Source organism: Reinekea blandensis MED297, assembly GCF_000153185.1.
Classification (GTDB): domain Bacteria; phylum Pseudomonadota; class Gammaproteobacteria; order Pseudomonadales; family Natronospirillaceae; genus Reinekea; species Reinekea blandensis.
Window position 1 is genome coordinate 322,598 of sequence record NZ_CH724153.1, and the last position, 21,932, is coordinate 344,529.

Annotated in this window: 20 protein-coding genes; 14 read left to right on the forward strand and 6 right to left on the reverse strand. The window is 53.0% G+C overall.

Annotation, left to right across the window (positions count from 1 at the left end):
• Window positions 1-31: 31 nt before the first annotated feature.
• Entirely contained in the window at window positions 32-3,715 is a 3,684-nt protein-coding gene (gene metH / locus MED297_RS16275) for a methionine synthase (protein ID WP_008046855.1), read from the reverse strand.
• Between the two features lie 247 nt (window positions 3,716-3,962).
• On the opposite strand from metH, the gene nfuA reads away from it, so the two are divergent.
• From nfuA to MED297_RS16300, 5 genes are all read left to right on the forward strand, one after another.
• A complete protein-coding gene (gene nfuA, locus MED297_RS16280; protein ID WP_008046857.1) occupies window positions 3,963-4,553 on the forward strand; it encodes a Fe-S biogenesis protein NfuA in 591 nt (196 codons plus the stop codon).
• A gap of 271 nt (window positions 4,554-4,824) precedes the next feature.
• A complete protein-coding gene (locus MED297_RS16285; RefSeq protein WP_008046858.1) occupies window positions 4,825-6,426 on the forward strand; it encodes a TonB family protein in 1,602 nt (533 codons plus the stop codon).
• 24 nt (window positions 6,427-6,450) lie between these two features.
• Window positions 6,451-7,572: a hypothetical protein gene (locus MED297_RS16290; protein ID WP_154650980.1), complete on the forward strand. Its 1,122-nt coding sequence runs from the start codon at window positions 6,451-6,453 to the stop codon at window positions 7,570-7,572.
• An 11-nt stretch (window positions 7,573-7,583) separates the two neighbouring features.
• On the forward strand, window positions 7,584-8,024 hold the full coding sequence (locus MED297_RS16295) for a hypothetical protein (RefSeq protein WP_008046862.1): 441 nt from the start codon (window positions 7,584-7,586) through the stop codon (window positions 8,022-8,024).
• 332 nt (window positions 8,025-8,356) lie between these two features.
• Window positions 8,357-9,739, forward strand: a complete 1,383-nt coding sequence (locus MED297_RS16300) for a class II fumarate hydratase (RefSeq protein ID WP_008046864.1) — start codon at window positions 8,357-8,359, stop codon at window positions 9,737-9,739.
• Between the two features lie 12 nt (window positions 9,740-9,751).
• Here the strand turns inward: MED297_RS16300 and MED297_RS16305 are convergent, their stop codons facing one another.
• From MED297_RS16305 to MED297_RS21520, 3 genes are read right to left on the reverse strand one after another with little or no spacing between them, the layout of a single operon-like run.
• Window positions 9,752-10,342 carry a DNA-J related domain-containing protein gene (locus MED297_RS16305; RefSeq protein ID WP_008046866.1) on the reverse strand — a complete coding sequence of 197 codons (591 nt, stop codon included), beginning with the start codon at window positions 10,340-10,342 and terminating at the stop codon, window positions 9,752-9,754.
• A complete protein-coding gene (locus MED297_RS16310; RefSeq protein ID WP_008046867.1) occupies window positions 10,329-11,201 on the reverse strand; it encodes a D-hexose-6-phosphate mutarotase in 873 nt (290 codons plus the stop codon). Before MED297_RS16310 ends, MED297_RS16305 begins: the two co-directional genes overlap by 14 nt.
• Window positions 11,198-12,043 carry a DUF1853 family protein gene (locus MED297_RS21520; protein ID WP_008046869.1) on the reverse strand — a complete coding sequence of 282 codons (846 nt, stop codon included), beginning with the start codon at window positions 12,041-12,043 and terminating at the stop codon, window positions 11,198-11,200. Before MED297_RS21520 ends, MED297_RS16310 begins: the two co-directional genes overlap by 4 nt.
• A gap of 59 nt (window positions 12,044-12,102) precedes the next feature.
• Between MED297_RS21520 and MED297_RS16320 the strand changes: the two genes are divergently transcribed.
• The 9 genes from MED297_RS16320 (at window position 12,103) to MED297_RS16360 (ending at window position 21,189) form a co-directional block, all read left to right on the forward strand.
• A complete protein-coding gene (locus MED297_RS16320; RefSeq protein ID WP_008046871.1) occupies window positions 12,103-13,023 on the forward strand; it encodes an NAD(+) kinase in 921 nt (306 codons plus the stop codon).
• On the forward strand, window positions 13,020-13,280 hold the full coding sequence (locus tag MED297_RS16325) for a YeaC family protein (protein ID WP_008046873.1): 261 nt from the start codon (window positions 13,020-13,022) through the stop codon (window positions 13,278-13,280). The genes MED297_RS16320 and MED297_RS16325 overlap by 4 nt, the downstream gene beginning before the upstream one ends.
• On the forward strand, window positions 13,277-14,146 hold the full coding sequence (locus MED297_RS16330) for a DUF2797 domain-containing protein (RefSeq protein ID WP_008046875.1): 870 nt from the start codon (window positions 13,277-13,279) through the stop codon (window positions 14,144-14,146). Before MED297_RS16325 ends, MED297_RS16330 begins: the two co-directional genes overlap by 4 nt.
• 19 nt (window positions 14,147-14,165) lie before the next feature.
• Window positions 14,166-16,778 carry an aminopeptidase N gene (gene pepN / locus MED297_RS16335; protein ID WP_008046877.1) on the forward strand — a complete coding sequence of 871 codons (2,613 nt, stop codon included), beginning with the start codon at window positions 14,166-14,168 and terminating at the stop codon, window positions 16,776-16,778.
• Between the two features lie 327 nt (window positions 16,779-17,105).
• Window positions 17,106-17,786 (forward strand): YIP1 family protein, encoded by a 681-nt coding sequence (locus tag MED297_RS16340; protein WP_008046879.1) that lies wholly within the window; start codon window positions 17,106-17,108, stop codon window positions 17,784-17,786.
• Between the two features lie 9 nt (window positions 17,787-17,795).
• A complete protein-coding gene (locus MED297_RS16345) occupies window positions 17,796-18,956 on the forward strand; it encodes an efflux RND transporter periplasmic adaptor subunit (protein WP_008046880.1) in 1,161 nt (386 codons plus the stop codon).
• Window positions 18,940-19,650: an ABC transporter ATP-binding protein gene (locus MED297_RS16350; protein WP_008046882.1), complete on the forward strand. Its 711-nt coding sequence runs from the start codon at window positions 18,940-18,942 to the stop codon at window positions 19,648-19,650. Before MED297_RS16345 ends, MED297_RS16350 begins: the two co-directional genes overlap by 17 nt.
• Window positions 19,650-20,861 carry an ABC transporter permease gene (locus tag MED297_RS16355; protein WP_008046883.1) on the forward strand — a complete coding sequence of 404 codons (1,212 nt, stop codon included), beginning with the start codon at window positions 19,650-19,652 and terminating at the stop codon, window positions 20,859-20,861. The genes MED297_RS16350 and MED297_RS16355 overlap by 1 nt, the downstream gene beginning before the upstream one ends.
• 91 nt (window positions 20,862-20,952) lie before the next feature.
• The gene (locus MED297_RS16360; protein WP_008046884.1) at window positions 20,953-21,189 is read left to right on the forward strand and encodes a DUF2798 domain-containing protein; all 237 of its coding nucleotides are present in this window, start codon (window positions 20,953-20,955) and stop codon (window positions 21,187-21,189) included.
• Window positions 21,190-21,202: 13 nt separating this feature from the next.
• Here the strand turns inward: MED297_RS16360 and MED297_RS16365 are convergent, their stop codons facing one another.
• Window positions 21,203-21,541: a hypothetical protein gene (locus MED297_RS16365; protein WP_008046885.1), complete on the reverse strand. Its 339-nt coding sequence runs from the start codon at window positions 21,539-21,541 to the stop codon at window positions 21,203-21,205.
• Between the two features lie 171 nt (window positions 21,542-21,712).
• Window positions 21,713-21,932, reverse strand: a 220-nt coding sequence (locus tag MED297_RS22460; RefSeq protein WP_008046886.1) for a hypothetical protein, incomplete at its 5' end; no start/stop codon positions are given.

Here is a 21,932-nt window from a genome sequence, read left to right on the forward strand (position 1 = left end):
GCACAGGCAATCTAACTGAACGGAAAATGTCTCAGGCTGTCGGCTCGTACGCCAGGTTCGGGCTCAGCCAGCGTTCGGCTTCTTCCATCGTCATGCCTTTGCGTTGAGCATAGTCTTCAACCTGATCACGGCTGATTTTTCCGACACCAAAGTATTTCGACTGAGGATGGCTGAAGTACCAGCCGGAAACGCTGGCCGCAGGCATCATCGCGAAAGAATCGGTCAGTGCTACGCCGGTCGCATCCGTGGCATTGAGCAGATCAAACAGTTTGGCTTTCTCTGTGTGATCCGGGCAGGCCGGATAACCCGGTGCCGGTCGAATACCCTGATAACGCTCTTTAATCAGCTCGTCGTTGCTGAGCGATTCGTCACGATCGTAGCCCCAGAACTCCTTACGCACCCGTTCGTGCATGCGCTCGGCAAAGGCTTCGGCCAAACGATCGGCCAGTGCCTTCAGCATGATGGAGTTATAATCATCTCCGGCCTGTTCGTAGGCATTGGCACGTTCATCGACACCGTGTCCAGTGGTGACCACAAAGCCACCAAGGTAGTCACTGCCGTGACCGTCGGGTGCAATGAAGTCTGCCAGCGAATAGTTTGGCTGCTGATCGGGTTTGATGCTCTGCTGGCGCAAGTGCTCAAGATCCGTTGTGCCATGATCTTCCTGAACCTGAATAGTATCGGCGCTCGTTCGAGCGGCGGGCCAGAAACCGACGACGGCTTTCGGTGTCAGCCAGTTTTCGTCGATGATTCTGTCCAGCATGGCCTGCGCATCCTGGAACAGCGACGTTGCGGTTTCACCGACCTTCTCATCAGAGAGAATTTTCGGGTACTTACCGTGCAGGTCCCAGGTATTAAAAAACGGTGTCCAGTCGATGTAGTCGCGCAGCTCTTTGACGGAGTAGTTATCAAACACCTGGGTGCCGGTAAAGGCCGGCACAGGCGGTGTATAGCTGTCCCAGTCAAAGCTCTCGGCATTCTCGCAGGCTTGTGGGTAGGGGTGCAGTGCTTTGGACTTACGGTTTTTGTTCCGCTCTCGAACCGTTTCGTATTCGGCCTGTCTTTCGGCAACGAAAATGGGTTTCTGTTTTGGATTCAACAGCGATTGCACGACAGATACCGCCCGGGACGCATCGGTCACATAAATGGTGGCATCGTTATGATACTGCGGATCAATTTTTACCGCAGTGTGAGCTTTGGACGTGGTGGCACCGCCGATCATCAGCGGCAGATGAAAGTCCTGTCGCTGCATCTCGCGGGCAATGTGCACCATTTCATCCAGGCTGGGGGTAATGAGACCGGACAGACCGATAACGTCGACGTTCTCTTCACGGGCCACCTTGAGGATTTTTTCAGCCGGAACCATGACGCCCAAGTCGATCACATCAAAGTTATTACAGGCCAGCACCACACCGACGATGTTTTTACCAATGTCGTGAACATCGCCTTTCACGGTCGCCATCAGAACCTTACCTTTCGGTTTGGCGTCGGCTGATTTTTCCGCCTCAATGAAGGGGATCAGATGGGCGACGGCCTGTTTCATCACCCGGGCCGATTTCACAACCTGCGGTAAGAACATTTTACCGGCACCGAACAGATCACCGACGACGTTCATACCGTCCATCAATGGCCCTTCGATGACATCGATGGGGGCGGTCGCCTGTTGTCGGGCTTCCTCAGTATCATCAATGATGTGGGCGGTAATACCTTTGACCAGCGCGTGCTCAATACGTTTGTTGACCGGTAGAGAACGCCATTCGAGATCCTCTTTGACCTCGGTTTTGCCATCGCCTCGGTATTTTTCGGCGATTTCCAGCAGTCGGTCAGTGGCGTCATTGCGCCGGTTCAGAATCACATCTTCGACACGCTCACGCAGTTCATCCGGAATGTCATCGTAAATCACCAGCTGGCCGGCGTTCACGATGCCCATGTTCATGCCGACTTTACTGGCGTGATAGAGGAACACGGAATGAATGGCTTCACGAACCGGGTTGTTCCCCCGGAACGAGAACGACACATTGGATACCCCGCCGCTGACACTGGCATAAGGCATGTTACGGCGAATGTGATCGGTCGCCTCGATGAAATCGAGTGCGTAGTTGTTGTGTTCATCAATACCGGTGGCAACCGCAAAAATATTCGGGTCAAAGATGATGTCCTCGGGCGGAAAGCCGTGCGCAGTGAGTAAGTCATAACTGCGCTGACAGATTTCAATTTTCCGTTCTCGGGTATCCGCCTGACCGGTTTCATCAAACGCCATGATCACAACGGCTGCACCATAGCGCTGGCAGAGTTTGGCCTGATGCAGGAAGTTTGCTTCGCCTTCTTTGAGCGATATTGAGTTAACGATGGCTTTGCCTTGCACGCAGCGTAAACCGGCTTCAATAACGTCCCACTTAGACGAGTCCACCATGATCGGTACACGGGCGATATCAGGTTCAGAGGCAATCAGGTTCAGGAACGTCGTCATCGCATCAGCGGAGTCCAGCATGCCCTCATCCATGTTGACGTCGATGATCTGCGCGCCGTTTTCAACCTGTTCGCGGGCTACATCCAGCGCTTCGTCATACAGTTCTTCTTTAATCAGACGGCGGAACTTAGCCGAACCGGTGACGTTGGTTCGCTCACCCACGTTCACGAAGTTCAACTCGTCGGTCAGCACGAAGGGTTCGAGGCCTGACAGGGCCATGCGATGCGGATCCGCTGCTGGTTGTCGTGGCGAATGCTTCTGCATGGCCGCGTTAATCAGTTCAATGTGTTTTGGCGTGGTCCCGCAGCAGCCACCGATGATGTTTACAAAGCCAGAGGCGGCAAACTCATCAACGACCGACGTCATTTCTTCCGGCGACTCATCATACTCGCCAAACTCATTCGGCAACCCGGCGTTGGGGTGCACAGACACATAACAGTCGGCAATGCTCGACAGCGTCTCGACATAAGGACGCAGTTCATCTGCCCCCAATGCGCAGTTCAGGCCCACAGTCAGTGGTTTGGCGTGTTTGACCGAGTAATAAAATGCTTCTGTGGTCTGGCCGGACAGGGTGCGTCCGGACGCATCGGTGATGGTGCCGGAAATCATGATCGGCAGTTCGAATCCGACTTCATCAAACACCGAATGAATCGCGAAGATGGCGGCTTTGGCGTTCAAGGTGTCGAAAATGGTTTCGATCAGCAGCAGATCGGCACCGCCGTCGATCAGGCCTCGGGTCGCGGTTTTGTAGTCTTCGACCAGCGCTTCGAAGGTAATGGCCCGATAGCCCGGGTTGTTGACGTCTGGTGACAGGGACAGCGTCTTGCTGGTGGGGCCAATAACGCCGGTGACCCAACGTGGCTTTTCCGGCGTTTTCGCGGTCATGGCATCACAGGCCCGTCTGGCCAGCGCGGCCCCTTCACGGTTCAGTTCATAAGCCAGAGACTGCATGCCGTAATCGTCCTGAGAGACCGCCGTACTGTTAAAGGTGTTGGTTTCGATGATGTCCGAACCCGCTTCCAGGTAGGCCGTGTAAATGGCTTCGATCACGTCCGGGCGGGTTAAGGTCAACAGGTCATTATTGCCTTTCAGGTCAGAAGGCCAGTCGGCAAAGCGCTCGCCGCGGTAATCCTGCTCTTCAAGCTGATAGCTTTGGATCAATGAGCCCATGGCACCGTCCAGTATCAGAATCCGTTCACGGATGGCCTGATGCAGGTTTTTGATTCGCTGTTCTCGGTGACTCATGTCGGATACTGCCTTCGAAACGGATGATGAGCGCAATGAAAGCCTAAAAACACGCGAAATTCAAGCTATATCAAAATATTTTGATATAGTTTTGCTGGTCGTGAAAGGCGATGTTGGCCGAAACGAAACAACCCCTTGATTTCTGGTTGGACGATCGCCATAAAGCTGACTAAATTACTCAGGTATTTTTTATCAGCGCCGGATTGGGTAGAATGCGGCAAAAATACAGACGTCTTTGGAGTATTGGATGGACATTGCCCTGAATATTACCGAGTCAGCTCAGATGTATCTGGCTGAACTGCTTGCAAAACAGAACACCAAAGGCATGGCCGTGCGGATGTTCGTCACCCAACCAGGCACCAAGTATGCCGAGACCTGTCTTGCCTACAGCCGCCCCGGCGAAGAAAAACCCGATGATGAACTCGTCGAGTTAAGTCATATTCGTGTGTATCTGGAGCGAAACAGTCTGCCGTATCTGGATGAGGCCGAGGTCGACTACGCGAAAGATCGCATGGGCGGACAGCTGACGATTAAAGCACCGAACGCCAAAATGCCGAAAGTGACCAAAGACAGCCCATTGCCGGATCAGGTCAATTACATCCTGTACACTGAGATTAACCCAGGTCTGGCGGCGCACGGCGGGGATGTCTCGCTGGAAGAGCTGACTGACGATAATGTGGCAGTATTGCGCTTTGGTGGTGGCTGCCAGGGTTGTTCTGCGGTGGACATGACGTTGAAAGACGGTGTTGAGAAAACACTGATGGAGCGGGTTCCGCAACTTGCCGGAGTGCGGGACGTCACCGACCACACCGTAACCGAAAACGCCTACTTCCAATAAGTTTCAATCGCCGTTTGAGCGCCGCCGGTTCGGGGGTGTTCGACAGCCAATCATTGAGCTTTTTTACAAGCCAGTCATAGCGACTGCCCGACACGGTCTGTCAGGGCGGTTTCGGGCCCCGATCTCGGGATTTTCCCTGTAAATGCTGGTCAAATTAGAACCATCCTTTCCGCTGCCTCATTAATCTGCATCAATGTCGTGAATAAAATTGCGGTAATGGGGCGATTCTTTACAATCGCCTGCAGTTTTGTGACCGATTTGTATTTTGATTATGATGCGTTTCCTGTTTTTAAGTGCCTTGTTTGCCCTGTTGATCGGCTCTGCCTTTTCGCAGACCTACCTGAACGGGATTTCCCCGTACGAACAGCTCAGTAAAGAATATTACATCGGTGCGTTGTATCTGCCGGAAGCGGAAGCGGACCGACAGGCCATCATCGCCGATACCCGTCCTCAGAAAATGGTCATGAAAGTCACGGCCGGACGGTGGAGTCAGCGCAAGTTTGCACAGTTCTGGCGCCAGGATCTGGCGTTGAATAATGACATGTCACAAAACGCAGAACTGACGTCGCGTCTGTTGGCATTTACCACCTTCCCACAACAGAGCCTGACCGCTGGCGATGAAATTGTTGTGCAATATACCCCCGCAAACGGTTCAGAGGTGTTCCTGAACGGCGAGCGGGTTGTTCAGTACGAAGGACAGGCGTTCTTTAAGGCCATTCTGAAAAGCTGGATTGGCGATGTTCCGCATTCCCGGTTGTATCAATCGCAGATTCTCGGCAATCGCACCGATGTCGGCACCCGACGCTCTGTGTTGCAGACACGGGTGAATGAACTGGCCATTGCCCCGGATCGTCAAGGGTTGGTCTCAGGTTGGCAAGCCGCTGAAGAAGCTGCTCGTCTGGCGCTGGAAGAGGCTCGGGAAGAAGAACGACGCCGACGCGAGCGCGAGGAAGAAGAACGCCGTCAGGCCGAGGCTGAACGTCAGCGTCTTGAGCAAGAGCGTCAACGCCAACTGGAACTGGCGGAACAGCGTCGACGTGAGGCCGAGCAGGCCCGTCAGAAAGCTGAAGAAAGCGAAGAAGATTCCGAAGAGGTGCAGCAGGCGCTGCTTGCTCAGCAAGAAGCCGAACGTCGTGCCGCTGAACTTGCCCGCGAACAAGCCGCTCGTCAGCGCGAACAACAGGCCGCGCAACTGCGCACGCAGGCACAGCAATACGCGCTGGACCTGTATCGCTGGGAAGTCCTGCGCGATGTTTACAAGCGCGTGTCCTACCCGGAGTGGGCCCGTCAGTTTAATCAAGAAGGCGTGATTAGCATTGAGTTTGTCGTTGGTAGCCAAGGGCAGTTGCTTGGGGTGACTGGTCTGCAGCCAGCGGATGCCGGATTATTAGGTCAGGAGTTGCGCGATGCCGTGAACCGCGCTGCGCCGTTTAAGCCATTCCCGGTACAGATAAACGATAAGCAAATGCGCGTCGTGGTGGATTACGAGTTCACTCTGGAAGATCGCGTTGCTGAAGTACCCACGGCGCCAGAACCGCCGGAAGGGCTCGACCCGGAAGGGGAAATGACCAGCGTTCAGAAGGCCGTAGCCTGGGCAAAATACAAAGATGAAGTCCGTGCTGAACTGACCTCTGCCATTGAGTACCCGTTTTGGGCTCAGGATTTAAAACAGGAAGGTGACGTATCCGCCGAAGTGGTCATTCGTGCTGACGGCTCAATTGCCGACGTCAAAATAACCCGACGCTCTCGACACAACATCCTGAATCAGGAAGTTGAGCAGGCGATGGACCGGGTCGGATCCGTTTCGGCTTTCCCGGGTTGGGTACAGGACGACACCCTGACACTGCTCATTGAGCACTCTTTTAAACTATAACAACAGAAGACTTTGGAGTAGAACATGAAGCTATTACCTTGGGTCTTAGCGGGAGTGGCTGCCAGTCCGATGGCAGCGCAGGCTTTCGAGACTCGTCTGAACGGTTTCATCTCGGTTGGGGCCGGTATGACCCTGCAGGAGGATCAGAAGTACATCACTGATCCGGCAAACTTTAACAGTCAGTTCGTGAATGAACTGAGTATTAAACCGGACACCATGGTGGCCATCCAGAGCATGTCGACGGTAAACGATCGACTGTCGGCCACGGCCCAGTTGACCGGTTACGCGACCAGCGATTTCGGTGTGAAGTTCGAATGGGCGTATGTGAACTACGAACTGTTCAACGACGTCGACCTGAAGTTCGGTCGCATTCGTATGCCGATTTATAACTACTCCAGTTCACTGGATCTGGGTTACTCCTATGTGTGGATACGTCCACCAGTCGACCTGTACAACGTGTTCCTGACCAGTCTGGAAGGGATCAGTGCCGACTACGAGTTTTCCCTTGGAAACTGGTATGGCACGGCAACGGGTTACTTTGGTGAGACTGACGGTGTCGATCCGGAGACCAGTTCCGAAGTTGTTTTCGACAGCATTCTAGGTGGTATTGTTCAACTGGAAAACGGCAGTTTTTCCCTGCGAGGGTCTTATAGCCATGACGATGACATCACCATCACTCGTCAAGACTCCAGTCAGTTCAACATGCCAATTGCGTTTTCGTCTGCTTCTGCTTTGTACGATAACGGTTCGCTGCTGTTGAATGCAGAATATACATTGACTCAGTTCCTAGAAAACGAAGATGGCGTCAAGCTGAACAATAACGAAGCGGCTTGGTATGCCACCGCCGGTTATCGAGTTGGGTCTTTTACACCACATTTCACCTTGTCTTCTTTTAAACAGTTAGGTACTTCAAGTGTTGAGTATGGTCCGGTTTCGGCCAAAGACTATCTTCAAGACGTATCTTCCTGGACTGCTGGTGTTCGTTGGGACTTTGATATCGCCGCAGCATTGAAAGTGGAATACACATCGAGAACGGATAATTCAGAGTATTTACCATCTGCCGTACAGCAGCTGGTAAATCCAAGCTTCATTCAACCATTCACTGATGCTCAGGTTATTTCTGTTGCTGTCGACGTTGTATTTTAAGGGTGAGAATCATGAATTTAGTTAAGTACATGAGCTCAGCGCTGACGGCTCTGATGCTCTGGGCAGGGTTGTCTGCCATGGCCAGCGCCGATCTGCTGGTGATCGTAAACGCCGATAATGAAAACCAGATCAGCGTGAAGTTTGTTAAAAATCTGTATCAGGGTCGCGAGTCCCGGTTCGAAGACGGAACCGATGCGCAGCCCATCATGCAGGCAGAAGGCTCACCTTTGACGGACCTGTTTCTGGACAAAATCGTCAAGCAGAAGCCAGTGCAGTTTAAGCGACTGTGGTCGAAGGCTCTGTTCACCGGCGAAGGAACACCACCGGAGCAGTTGGACAGCGATGCGGCGGTCATTGCCGCTGTCATGAGCAATCCGGGTGCCATCGGTTACATCGACAGTGATAACTTCACCAACGATGTCCGCGCGATTATGCGTATTAAAACCGAATAACGCCGCAGACAAACGGTGAACAGAAAGGCGAGCTTCGGCTCGCCTCAGACTGATGACAAAGTTACCAGCGAGCTCAAGACGATGGAAAGGTAGTTCTCAAATGGACGTCGAAAACACGGAAGTTTTCGTCGAGCGTATCAGGACGATACTTGCAGCGATCCATTTGAGAACTACCTTTTTGTCGGCGGGGATTATCAGCAAACTAAGGCGAGCTTCGGCTCGCCTTTTTTGTTCCTAGAAAGCACTTGGAACATACTTGCTTCAAAATGATGCCTTGAACTCATTTGTTTCCGACCCATGTGATAGAGAAACGCGTGTGATGTGAGGCAAGTATGGCCAAGACCCGGATTGAAAAAGACAGCATGGGCGAGTTGCAGGTGCCAATCGATGCCCTCTACGGCCCCCAGACACAGCGGGCGCTGAACAACTTTCCGATCAGCGGGCAGCCGCTTCCCGCAGCCTTTATCCGGGCTCTGTTGTTGATTAAATACTCTGCCGCGAAAGCTAATGCTCAGTCCGGAGCGCTGTCCGGGCGCATCGCCGAGGGTATCTGTGCCTCGGTCGATGAACTGTTAGCAGACGATTACATGACGCATTTTCCGGTGGACGTCTTCCAAACCGGCTCCGGCACCAGCTCCAATATGAATGCCAACGAGGTTCTGGCGAGAATGGCTTCATTGCGCTGCGGTGAAACCGTTGGGCCGAATGATCACGTTAACTTCGGGCAAAGCAGCAACGATACCATTCCAACGACGATACACGTCAGTGCAGCGCTCGCGCTGTCGGAAAAACTGTTACCGGCTTTGACTCACCTGATTACCACGATTAAAGAAAAAGCCCGGGACCATGAGCGCGTGGTAAAAACCGGCCGCACTCACCTGATGGATGCGATGCCGGTTCGGCTGAGCCAAAGCTTAATGGCCTGGGCCGGTCAGCTGGAGCAGCATCGGACTCGCTTAAAACGGATGCAGCCCGAGTTACAGACACTGGCTCAAGGCGGTACGGCGGTTGGCACGGGCATTAATGCGGAACCCGCCTTTGCGGCCGCATTCAGTGATGCCCTCAGTAAAAAAACCGGTCTGACTTTTCAGCCAGCCGACAACTTTTTCACCCAAATCAGTTCGGTGGATATTCCGGTGGCACTGTCCGGTCAATTAAAAGCACTGGCGGTCACTCTGATGAAGGTCGCGAATGATTTACGCTGGATGAACTCGGGACCCTTGGCGGGTCTTGGCGAGATTGAACTGGAAGCATTGCAACCGGGCTCCTCGATTATGCCGGGGAAAGTGAATCCGGTCATACCCGAAGCGGTTGCCATGGTGTCGGCTCAAGTCATCGGCCACGATGCCGCCATTACCGTGGCAGGGCAGTCTGGTAATTTCGAACTCAACGTCATGCTGCCGTTGGTGGCTAAAAATCTGCTGGAAAGCCTTGAATGGCTCAGCACCGTCATGCCGTTGCTTGCGGACAAAGCCATTGCAACGTTCAAAGTAAATGACGACAACCTGAAGCGGGCTCTGTCCCGAAACCCGATATTGGTGACGGCGTTGAACCCCATCATCGGATACGACAAAGCGGCATCGATTGCCAAGCAAGCTTATCGAGAGGGGCGTGCGATCATCGACGTGGCCAGCGAGCAAACGGACTTGTCTCGTGAGGAGTTGGAGCGGTTGCTGGACCCAGAGAAGCTGACGCAGGGTGGGGTTCATCGCTGAGGTAAAAATGCTTCAGCTGTCCGGTTGGTTTTTAAGCTGATCCCAAGCCTGCTGAATGGCCCGGAATTTTTCCGGGTCGCCGCCTTTGTCCGGGTGATGTTGTTGGCTCAGCCGGCGGACGATGCCCCGGATTTCCTCGCGGCTTTCCTGGCCGGTTAAGCCGAGAACCTGACGTGCCTCAGGCGCCTGTTGATACGCCGCCATGGCTTTCCAGAAGCCGCTGATCATCTCATCGACACTTTGTTGAGTTTCTGCGGCGAGGTTGTTTAAATCCAGATAATAATCCCGCACGCCATCAAAGCGACCCACCTGTTGTAGGGTTGATGAGTTAAGAGGGCGTTTGGTGATGGTCACCAGCTCCAGCTCCAGCCAACCGGTGCCGGCCTCGCTGAGTTGTTGTTGCAATACGTAGAGGTGGTGACGCAGCAGAAAATGGTGCTGAAATAACAGCAACCGGTCACTCAGATCAGGGCGTGGGAACAGCTCCGGATAGCGTTTATCCAGAGCGTTCATCAACTCCATTTCCCCGATGCCAGAAGGCTGTTCGCTTAACAAAGTGTCCAGCGCCGCCAACAATCCGGGGTCGGTGTTAGTGAGTTTCACCGCCCGCGACTTCCATAACCAGAACGTGGCTTTGCCGCGGTTTTACCAGGCGGCTGTCTTCAGTCGCGTTGGCCGCTTCAATGCAGATCATCTGTCGATACTCTTCTTCATTGAAATGACTCAGTGTTTTGGCTTTTTCGATCCAGGGATTCCACAGAATCACAGAGCGACTGCCAATACGGCTGAGCTTGAAACGCGGCTGGCCGGCTTCAATCAGGGCAATGGCTTCACCGGAATCCTGAATCACCCAGTCTATTTCCCGGTTGATCACCAGGTCACTTGGCACATAGGCATTCTCGCCGGTCACTTTGTCGTTATAGCAAGCACCGCTGAGGCCGTGAAGGCGAACATCGTCGATATTGTTGCAGCGGAAATAGCTGTGTAATGCCTGACTGATCAGGAAGGGCTCGTCACCGAGATTTTCGGTGCTCAGCGACATGACCAAGGTGGCGCCGATGCTGACCAGCAGTTCGACCCGCGCCGCGTAGGGAAAGCCAGGATCTGATCCATCGGTGATCAGAAAAAAACGAATGTCGGTGCGATCCGGTTCGTCGGCAACAATTTCGTGGCTCCATTCGCAGGTTCTGACGAAACCGTGTGCAGGTGCATCGGGTTGATTGCGGTGAGGACCAAACCAGGGCCAGCAAATCGGGACGCCGCCACGAATGGCCTGACCTTGTTGATAGGTTTCAGCTTCGGATACGAACAGCAGATTAGTGCCACCGACCGGGCTGTATTCGATCAGGTGAGCGCCTTGCAGCGCGATGGTCGCATTGGCCTGTTTGTTGTGAATGCGCAGGACGGGCAGTTCGTTGAGTTGGCTGAGAGTGATATGCGTGCTGATAAATTGATCGGTCATAGTGTCTGTTGATAGTTGTGAATGGCGTGAAGAGCGTTTGAATACCAGTGAAAGGGTACCACGTAGATCGGTGAAGCATAGGATGGATGTGAAAATTGTGCCGGCAAGGGCTTGGAATGGTCATTCAGAGGCCGACCATTCAGCCAATCGGCTTTGCCCAGCGCTTGCGCCTGTGGCGGAATGCCTTGCTCGGCCTCAAGCCAATAAGAACAGTGTGCTTTTTCGTTGAGCAGCCAGGGAGTGTCCATAAAGTGAGTGACAGGCTGGGCGTACTTGTCTGCCTGGGCTGGAACATAGAGTCGGCCGGGTAACCACAACAGGCTCTCATCCGGAAACGGCAGTGCTTCTGGCCAGCAGTTCCTGACTCGGGCTTTTTCGGGCAAACGCAGCTGATGATGGTACAGCCGGTGCAGCTTGGCATGAAAGAAGTCCTTCAGGCCGGCGCCGACCCAATGCGTCGAGAGATCCCCCGGGCTGGGGACCTGCAGGTAGAACTTTAATGCCAGTTCCAGATGAATGACCCGATCATCAGGGCGATGTCGTAACAGCAGGTCCAGTTCGCCCAGGGTTCGTGATTGACTTTGAATGATCTGGTTTTCCGCGAGGATGTCGTAGTCTGGATGGGCTTCAAACAGAGTTCTGACCAGAAACTCGAAGTAATAGCCGAGTTTTTGCCGCCGCGCTCGCTGCAGCGATTCCGCATCCGGTCGAATGTTGTGCAAATCGATTGATGACAGCGTGTCGGGGCGGAACAGACGGATGTCGTCCTGTAGTAACGACGGGGTGTTCAGTATCCACTCCAGGTCATCGGTAAACGCCCGGTAAAGCAGGTGTTCGTTCATCAGGAAACCTTTGTTATGCTAACCCTTCTTTTCGCCCGCTCAGATCAGGCCTCAGATTCATGACAACCACGAAGCTCGCTGCGAATTTTCATAAAATAGGCATTGTCGGCCGTCTGGAAAGCCGCAGTGTCGAACAATCGGTCAGACGACTTCAACAGAAGCTGAAGGAGCATCACAAAGAATACTGTATCGAACAGTCCTTAGCCGATGCAATGGAAGACTTCTCGTGCCCGGCGAAAGACCGCCATGCTCTGGGTGCTTGGGCCGACCTGATTATTGTGGTTGGCGGCGATGGCACTTTTTTAGGTGCCGCGCGTGATGTGGCTCACTATGAAGTGCCAATGCTGGGTATCAACCGTGGCCGGCTCGGGTTTCTGACCGACATTATGCCCTCGGAAATGGAAGCCGGTATCGATGCCGTGTTTGCCGGCGACTTTCAGCTGGAGGATCGGTTTCTGCTGCGCGCGCAGGTGCATCGAGAGGGTTCGGTGGTGGCCGAAGACTGCGCCTTAAACGATGTGGTGTTACATCCGGGCCAATCGATTCGGATGATTGAGTTCGATCTCTATATTGATGATCAGTTTGTTTACAGTCAGAAATCCGATGGGCTGATCGTCTCTACGCCTACCGGGTCCACAGCCTATGCGCTCAGTGCCGGCGGACCGCTGGTGCATCCGAGTATGCATGCTTTGGTGTTAGTGCCGATGTTTCCGCACTCATTGAACAACCGGCCCATTGTGGTCGGTGCTCAGGCAAATTTGTGCATCAGAATCGGCCACAAAAACAATCTGCCACCTCACGTCAGTCTGGATGCACAGAATCATCTGGAGCTGCAGCATGGCGATGAACTGCACATTACCAAATATCCTTACAGCGTGAGATTGATTCATCTGCAGGGACACAACTATTTTGAAACCTGCCGGACGAAACTCGGCTGGGGAAATCGCATTGAAAACAACGAACACGAGGCCGAAGAATGAATTTCGATGAACTCGCAACGAACATGACACCGGATATCTACAGTCGACTTCGTGAGTCGGTGGAGCTGGGTCGTTGGCCGACTGGTCAGGCACTGACCAAAGAACAGAAGAGCCTGTGTCTGGAAGCCATTATTAAGTACGAAGTCCGCAATGATGTGCCAGTTGAAAAACGCACAGGCTATATCTCACAAGGCTGTAAGTCTTCGACAGAAACCATCGAAACCGTAACGCTGAATTCTGAAGAGGGCACATCATGACTCCGGACCTGTTTGCCGATACGACCGCCGAAGGTGAGCAAACAACCGGCATCCTGCGAAAAATGCCAACCACCTGGCTCAGTAGTCAACAGGTGCAGTATCGCCTGCCGGTGGGCGAATCTCGCTTGGTGTTGAACGATTTAATCGGGCAAACGTTGCGGCTTGAACACAGCGGCCAGATTTATTGCTTGCACTGTGGTGAACCTACTAATAAAAGTTTTGGGCAAGGCTATTGCTATAAACATTTTATGTCGTTAGCCCAAAACGACAGCTGCATCATGTCACCGGAAAAGTGTCATTACGATGCCGGTACCTGCCGCGAACCGGCTTGGGGTGAACGGAACTGTATGCAAACGCATTACGTTTATCTTTCCAATGCCAGTTCATTGAAAGTCGGCATTACCCGAGGCGGACAGATTCCGACACGATGGATCGATCAGGGCGCCATACAGGCATTGGCCATTGCCCGGGTGACCACCCGGCAGTTGGCGGGCTTTCTGGAAGTTGCCTTTAAAAACCATGTGGCCGATAAAACCAACTGGCGCACCATGCTCAAAGGCTCCGCGGAAACGTTAGACATGCCAGCCGAGAGAGACCGGCTGTTTGAACAGGCGCGTGCAGAGCTTGACCCGTTGATCGAGCAATACGGACTCAGTGCGATTCAACTGTTAACACACGGCGCCGTTTTTGAGTTTGAGTACCCGGTTGAGCGATATCCTGAAAAAGTCAGCAGTTTTAACTTCGACAAAACTCCGGTTGTCGAAGGCACTTTGGTCGGTATTAAAGGACAGTATCTGATTTTCGATACCGGCGTTATCAACATCCGACGATTTGGCGGCTATGAAGTGACCGTCACCACACGATAAAAAAGAATGGACCTGCCTCATGAGAACTGAAACACCCGTGACCATCCGACTGAAGGATTACACACAGCCGGATTACTGGATTACACACACCGATCTGGTGATTCGTATCCACGATGATCATACCGAAGTTGAATCCCGGCTCAGCATTGAACGAAACGGCGACGGTGAGTTACCACCACTGAAACTTGATGGTGTCGATCAAACCATTATTGAAATGACTATCGATGACGTAGCTGTTGAAGATTACCACTACGAACATGAACAACTGATACTGCAACCATCGAAAGCGCAGTTTGTGTTCCGTGCCGTGACGCACATTCATCCTAATGAGAATACCTCGCTGGAAGGCCTGTATAAGTCGGGCACCATGTACTGCACGCAATGCGAAGCGGAAGGGTTCCGGAAAATCACCTTCTATCAGGATCGTCCGGATGTAATGGCGACCTTTACCACGCGGATTGAAGCGGACAAAGCCGCTTATCCGGTGTTGTTGGCCAACGGTAATCCCATCGAAGAAGGTGAGCTGGAAGGTGGCCGTCACTTTGCCACCTGGCACGATCCGTTTGTAAAACCGGCGTACCTGTTTGCCACGGTTGCCGGTGATCTGGTTCGGCAGGACGACACCTTTGTGACCCGTTCAGGTCGTGAGGTCTCACTGCGTATTTTTGCCGAGAAGCACAATGCTCATAAAACCACCTTTGCTCTGGAGTCGCTCAAGCGTTCCATGAAATGGGATGAAGAGCGGTTTGGTCGTGAGTACGATCTGGATATTTTTATGATAGTCGCCAGTGACTTTTTCAACATGGGCGCGATGGAAAACAAAGGTCTGAATATTTTCAACAGTGCAGCGGTGCTGGCGTCGGAAGAAACTTCCAGCGACGATCGCTTCGAACGTATTGAAGCCATTGTCGCACATGAATACTTCCATAACTGGAGTGGTAACCGGGTAACCTGCCGCGACTGGTTCCAGCTCTCGCTGAAAGAAGGGTTTACCGTGTTTCGCGATGGTGAGTTCACCGCCGATATGCACGATCGAACCCTGAAGCGTATTAAAGATGTCGACTTCCTGAAAAATTATCAGTTTCCGGAAGACAACGGACCAAACGCTCACCCGGTACAGCCGCAGGAATACATCGAGATCAATAATTTTTATACGGTCACGGTCTACGAAAAAGGGGCCGAAGTGGTCGGTATGCTGAACACACTGGTGGGTGATGAACTGTTCCGTCAGGGCAGCGATCTGTACTTTGAGCGATTCGATGGCATGGCGGTGACCACCGATGATTTTGTTGCCTGTATGGCGGAAGTCAGTGGTCAGGACTTTACTCAGTTTAAGCGTTGGTACACGCAAGCTGGTACGCCACAAGTCGACATCGAACAGGCTTTTGACGCACAAACCAATACCTATCAGCTTACCTTCAAACAGAGTTGCAAACCAACCCCCGGCCAAAGCGAAAAACAACCGTTTGTGATTCCGGTACGAATGGCGTTGTTGGATCAATCTGGCCAGGAACTGACCATCGATTGTGACGGCGACTTTAATGCGGACACTCAGGTTTTGACGCTGTCACAAGCCGAAACCACGGTGACCTTCCGGGGTCTGTCCGAAGCGCCGGTCGCCAGTCTGTTCCGGGATTTCTCAGCACCGGTGCGTGTGCGCTTTGACCGTCCGGAAGCCGATGTTCTGCTGCTGGCCACACGTGACCCGAATGCCTTTAACCGGTTCGATGCTATCCAGCAGATTTACATGGATACCATTCTCAGTCTGGCATCGGGGGCTTTCGATCGGGTACCCGACGCGGTGAATGCCGTCGTTGAGGCTGCTTTGAACGATGCCGAACTGTCACATGCTATTAAAGCGACCTTGTTGAGACTGCCGACGTATCCATTGCTGGTCGATAACTCTGACACCATTGATGCTCAGCGTCTGGTCGCCGCACGTGATCAGTTGTTGAATCATCTGGCCGTTCAGTATGTCGATCAGTGGCAGTCAATGACGCAGTCACTGGCCAGCGCGGACCCATATCGGTTTGATGCGGCCGAAGCCGGACGTCGGGAGTTGCAGGGACTCAGCCTGCAGTATTGGGTTAAGGCAGGTTCCGATGAGGCATTGAACTACGCCGAAGCACTGTACCGTGCCGCCAATAACCAGACCGACCGCCTGAATGGTTTGAGCGCTGTGCTCAAGTCGGACGATGCCGGTCGTAAAGAAGCGTTGCTGGTGCATTATTATCGCCAATGGAAAGACGATACCCAGATGGTCGAGAACTGGTTATCTCTGCAAACCAGTGCCACTGACGTGAGCGTATCGCAGCTGAAGGATCTCATGCAGCACGAAGCGTTTGATCTAAAAAACCCGAACAAGGTACGCAGTGTGTTGGGTGGTTTTGCCGGCAACTTTAAATCTTTCCATGACGATACCGGAGAGGGCTATCAGTTCCTGGCCGAACAGGTCGCGACTCTGAATGCTATTAATCCACAGGTAGCGGCCCGCTTCATCAAACCACTGGAAAACTGGAAACGGTTCTCGCCGGAACGCGGTGAGATGATGAAGTCCGCGCTGAGCCACATTCTGGCCACCGAGGATCTGTCTCCTGATGTGCTGGAAATGGCACAGAAAGCCCTGGCCTGATGCCTCTGAAAGCCGCGAAGTTCGCGGCTTTTTCTTTTCTGTAGACCGGCATTGCCGGTCTTTCCCGGTCCCATTGAAACCTAATGCTGTTCCAGCTTTAATCCAGGAACGTTGAGTAGCTCAGCGCCTTTTAAACAGTGGGGCAGCAGTGATGGGAACCATGACCTTTATCACTGTTTCTTTGCGGACGATTCGACAATACTGTGACTTGAATAACAACAATTCAGCACCGGCGAGACGCTCTCCGGCAGCGACCAAAAGCAGGACAAAGGCCAGTCTGCCAGCTCGATAGCACGGTGTTCTCACCATGCCCAGAAGGAGACTGGAATGTCGACAAATACGTTATCCGCACTGACGGATGTCTTTGCCGCACCGCAGCAGGTTTTTTTAAGTATCCGCAATCGAACACTGTCACCCTGGTGGCCCCTTCTTATCCTCATTGCCAGTACGTTAGCGGTGTTTGGTTGGTACTTCTTCACCATCGATCTGTATCCATTCATGGAAACGTCCATTCAAATCTCCGGGCAGGTGACGTCACCGGAAGAAATTGACCTGATGTTGCAGAATGAGTCGGTCATCCGTATCGCGTCTGTTGCATCGGCGGGCATCGGGTCATTGGTGGTTTATCTGATCGTGGCTTTGTATTTTTTCCTGGCGGCCACACTGGTGGCTGAAGAGAAGTTCAGTTTTGGGCAGTGCCTGTCTCTCGTTGCCTGGGGAAGTCTGCCTGGGTTGATCTCCATCCTGAGTTCCGCCGTTAGCTATGGGCTTGCAGACGGCTTTGTTTACCTGACAGACATTGATAAAACGAGCCTCGCCAGTCTGTTAAACATGACTTACGACGAAGCCAACTTCGATGTTGCCTCGGCCCTGACGGTTGGCAATGTCTGGGCGTATGCCCTGTATGGTTACGGATTCTCAGTACTGACTCGCAGCAGTGTCACCACGGCGACGATTGTCGGGCTTATCCCTCCGTTATTGCATTACGGATTGACCTATCTGCTCTGAGGTGCGGTTATGAAAAAACTTTTGCTTGTTCTGGTCATTATCGCGGCGATTGTCGGTTTGAGTCTGGTTGGACAGCAACGCGGTGGTCCGGCGGTTGATGAAGTTCGTGTATTTGATGTTATTGAACAGCCGATCGAGTCAACGGTGCTGGCAACCGGCACACTGCGCTATGGTGACGAGCGGCGGATTCGGGCTGAACTGGATGCTCGAGTTGAAGAAGTTCGTGTTGATGAAGGTGATCCGGTCCGGGAAGGGCAGGTACTGATTGTTCTGCAACAGGACGATTATGAAACCGAAGTAAACAACCAGCGAACCAATGTGACCTTGCGGGACATTGATATTGAACGCGCACAGTTGCAGATAGAGAGTCTGAACATTCAGTTAGCGCGACAACAGAAACTTTTTGATCAGAATGCTGCTCAGGCTTCAACGCTGGAAGACCTGCGCAATCAGATTGCGCAAGCCGAAGTGAACCTGAAAATGCAGCGGCAACTGCTGGAGCAGAGTGAGTTTAATCTGGCTCAGGCTCAGAAACGGTTGAACAAGACGGTGATTCGTTCACCCATGGATGGAATGGTCTCGGCTTTGGACATTAAGGTGGGTGAACTGGCCGTGGCAACCGGAGCGGATATTCCGCTGATGACTTTGGTTGATCCAACTCAGATTTATTCGGAGGTGGATGTCGACGAAGCCGACATCGGCAATGTCCTGGAAGGTCAGAGTGTCCGGATTTTTGCAGTGGCCTATCTGGACACGCCGCTGGACGGAGTGGTGACGGACATTGCGACCAGTGCGCGTCAGGTGCCCGGTAAAAACTCCCTGGTGTTTCCGGTGGAGGTAGAAGTACAGCCTCAGGACGAGGTGGTGTTAAGGCCGGGTATGAGTACACGTGCGGAGATTCTGAACTCTACCGACCGTGCGTTTCCATTGGTTCCGATTGAAGCGGTGCAGGAAGACGCGGGAGAAACGGGGTACCGCGTGTTTGTGTTTGAAGAGGGCGTAGCTCAGATGCGGTCAGTCTCCTTGGGTCCTCAGGATGATCGTTATCAGGCCATTACCGAGGGCATCAGCGTGGGAGATCAGGTCATTACCGGTCCGTATCGGGTCCTGCGCCGGTTGAGCGATGGCGCGACGGTTGCCATGGAGTCGGCTGATGAATCAACTGATTAGCCTGAGTGGCATTCGCCGTACTTATCAAATGGGCGGTGAAACCCTGCACGCCCTGGATGGTATCGATCTGTCGATACAACAAAACGACTATGTTGCGGTCATTGGTTCAAGCGGGTCTGGTAAATCTACGCTGATGAACATCATCGGATGTCTGGATACTCCTTCTGAGGGGCATTATCGGCTGGCTGATGAAGATGTCAGTGAAATGACCGGACAACAGCTGGCGGCCGTACGAAACCGTCGCATCGGGTTTATCTTTCAGAGTTTCAATTTGTTGCCCCGGGTCGATGCGTTACACAACGTCATGCAGCCTTTGGTGTATCAACGGGTCAGTTACCGACAGCGGAAAGCCCGCGCTCAGGAGCTGCTCGAACGTGTCGGTTTGTCCGGGCGAATGGGGCACCAACCGAATGAGCTCTCGGGTGGTCAGCGACAACGTGTCGCCATTGCCCGTGCGCTGGTAACGGCGCCGAGTATTCTGCTCGCCGATGAACCAACGGGTAACCTGGATTCAAGCACCACAGCGGATATTTTGAATCTGTTTGATGAGCTGCATCGTGAGGGGCAAACCATCATCATGGTGACGCACGAACCGGATATCGCCCGGCGCTGTCACCGGCAGGTGCGGTTGAAAGATGGTCAGATCATTGAAGACTCCCGAAGTGCGATGACCACGGGCAAGGAGGAGCACTGATGGCCATTTTATGGGAAGCATTACGCTCAGCCTTACGTGCGATTGCCGTCAGTAAGATGCGCAGTTTTTTAACCTCGCTCGGTATTATCATCGGCGTGGCGAGCATTATTGCGGTGGTGTCGTTGGTTCAGGGGCTGGAGGAGTCCATCACCAGCCAATTTGAAGGATACGGTTCTAACTCCTTGTTTATTCAGCAGCGTCGTGACAATTACGGTCGTCTGATTGGTGACCTGACCGACGATGATCTTCTGAAACTGAAAGGCATCGATGGTATCTCTGCGATCAGTCCGCAGACCTTTGTGTTTGAGTACAGTGGTGTGCAATACGAAGGCGAACAGCACAGCGCCGATGTGGTTGGCGTGATGCCTGATTACGCTGAAATGGACAGCTCTTACCCGGAACTTGGTCGGTTCATTACCACGACAGATGCCGACAGTCGTAAAAAAGTTGCCGTCATCGGGCCTAAAGTTAGGGATGAACTGGGTATGCCGGAAAACCCAATCGGAGAATTTATTCAATACGGTCCGCATTGGCTGAAAGTGATTGGTGTGCTGGAGAGCAAGGGTCAGATGATGGGGCAGGATCTGGACAACTACGTCTACATCCCATATCCCACCGCCGTTGGCATCATGGGTTATCAACAGCAGCCGTTTGTAATCTTTGTGGTGCGGGTTGAAGACGTGAACCGGATCGACAGCATCACGGAACGGGTTGAACAGACGCTGCGCCGAAACCACGGTCTGAAACCCGGTGACGACAATGACTTTATGATTCAGAGCGCTGATCAGGTGTTGCAGTCCATCGGTCAGATCACGCAGGTCATTACCTGGGTTTTCGGTGGGATTGTTGGCATCAGTTTGCTGGTAGGCGGCATCGGTATCATGAACATCATGTTGGTCTCGGTCACTGAGCGAACCCGGGAAGTGGGTATCTGCAAAGCCTTGGGGGCAACCCGCGCGGACATTCTGCTGCAGTTTTTGCTGGAAGCGGTCATCATCAGCCTGATTGGCGGTATTGTCGGCTTAGGTCTTGGTTTTGCCATTGGGGCTGGAGTGGCCGGCATGATCCCGAACTTCCCACCGTCCGAAGTGCCGGCTTGGGCGGTATTTCTGGCATTGGGTTTCTCTTCGGGCGTCGGCATCGTGTTTGGTATTCTTCCGGCGGCGAAAGCGGCGCGGTTGGATCCGATTGATGCGCTGCGTTATGAGTAAAGGGTAATGGCGCCGGCTGTGCTTTGGGGTTGCAGTGTCGGGTTAAAATTATTATATTAGAAAAAACTTAATTAAATGAGAGAGTATTCCGATGCTGAAGCCTAAACATCAGCGAATTGTACATTCCGTTCTGATGTCGGTTTTGATGGTCACCATCATGACGGCCATCATTACCGCCATTAATACAGGCATCGATGGTGCCTTTGTAGAACGTTGGTTGAAATCCTGGGTGCTGGCATGGCCGGTGGCGTTTGCCATCATTCTGGTCTTCGGCAAACAGGTTCAGATGATGTCGATGCGATTGTGTAAGGTGTCGGCTGAGAAATGAGCAGGCTGGCCGATCAGGCCAGCTTTTTTAACAGGTACTCCGAAACAGAGCACTGTTCGGCTTTGGCGCGTTCCAGTAGCAACTTGGCCGCACGCGCGTCCAGGTTTACCGGTACCTGGCTGACGGACGTCGTTGGTTTCTGATCACGTTTGCGTTGCTTGAACTGCTTCAACGCTCGCAACACTTCTTCTCGACGGGACTTCGGTAAAAAACACTCGACCCAGGCAATGAAGTCATCGTGACTTTTAACTTTGTGTATGGTCTTGCCGGCGTCGTTTTTTACATCGCCCCAGTTATGAATACGGGTATTCAGATAAGCGAGCATCCATTGCTCATCAACACTTAAACGCATGGGGCCTCCTCATGGTGCGCAAAATTCAGAGGCTGATTATCGGGTTCCCGGTTGCCGACACAAGATGCTGTCGGGCACCTAAACTGAAAACTGAGACCTTAGTCCGCTGTTTTTGAGTGAAATGTGATCAACCGCCGTTTCTGAGACAGAGTTAGGTGGCTCAGGCGTCTGCTACAGTCGCCTGAGCCGACTTATTCTGAATTGGCAGAATAAGAGTTTGCGCTTATACCGGGTGCGCCCAGAGGTCGTATTCGTCCGCTTCTTCGACTTCAACGCGCAGATGTCCCCGGGCTTCAAGTGCGTCTGGTTGTCCAGGAAAACCTGCCCGTCGATATCCGGAGCATCGGCCTTACTGCGGGCAACGGCACCTTCTTCGACGACTTCGTCGACA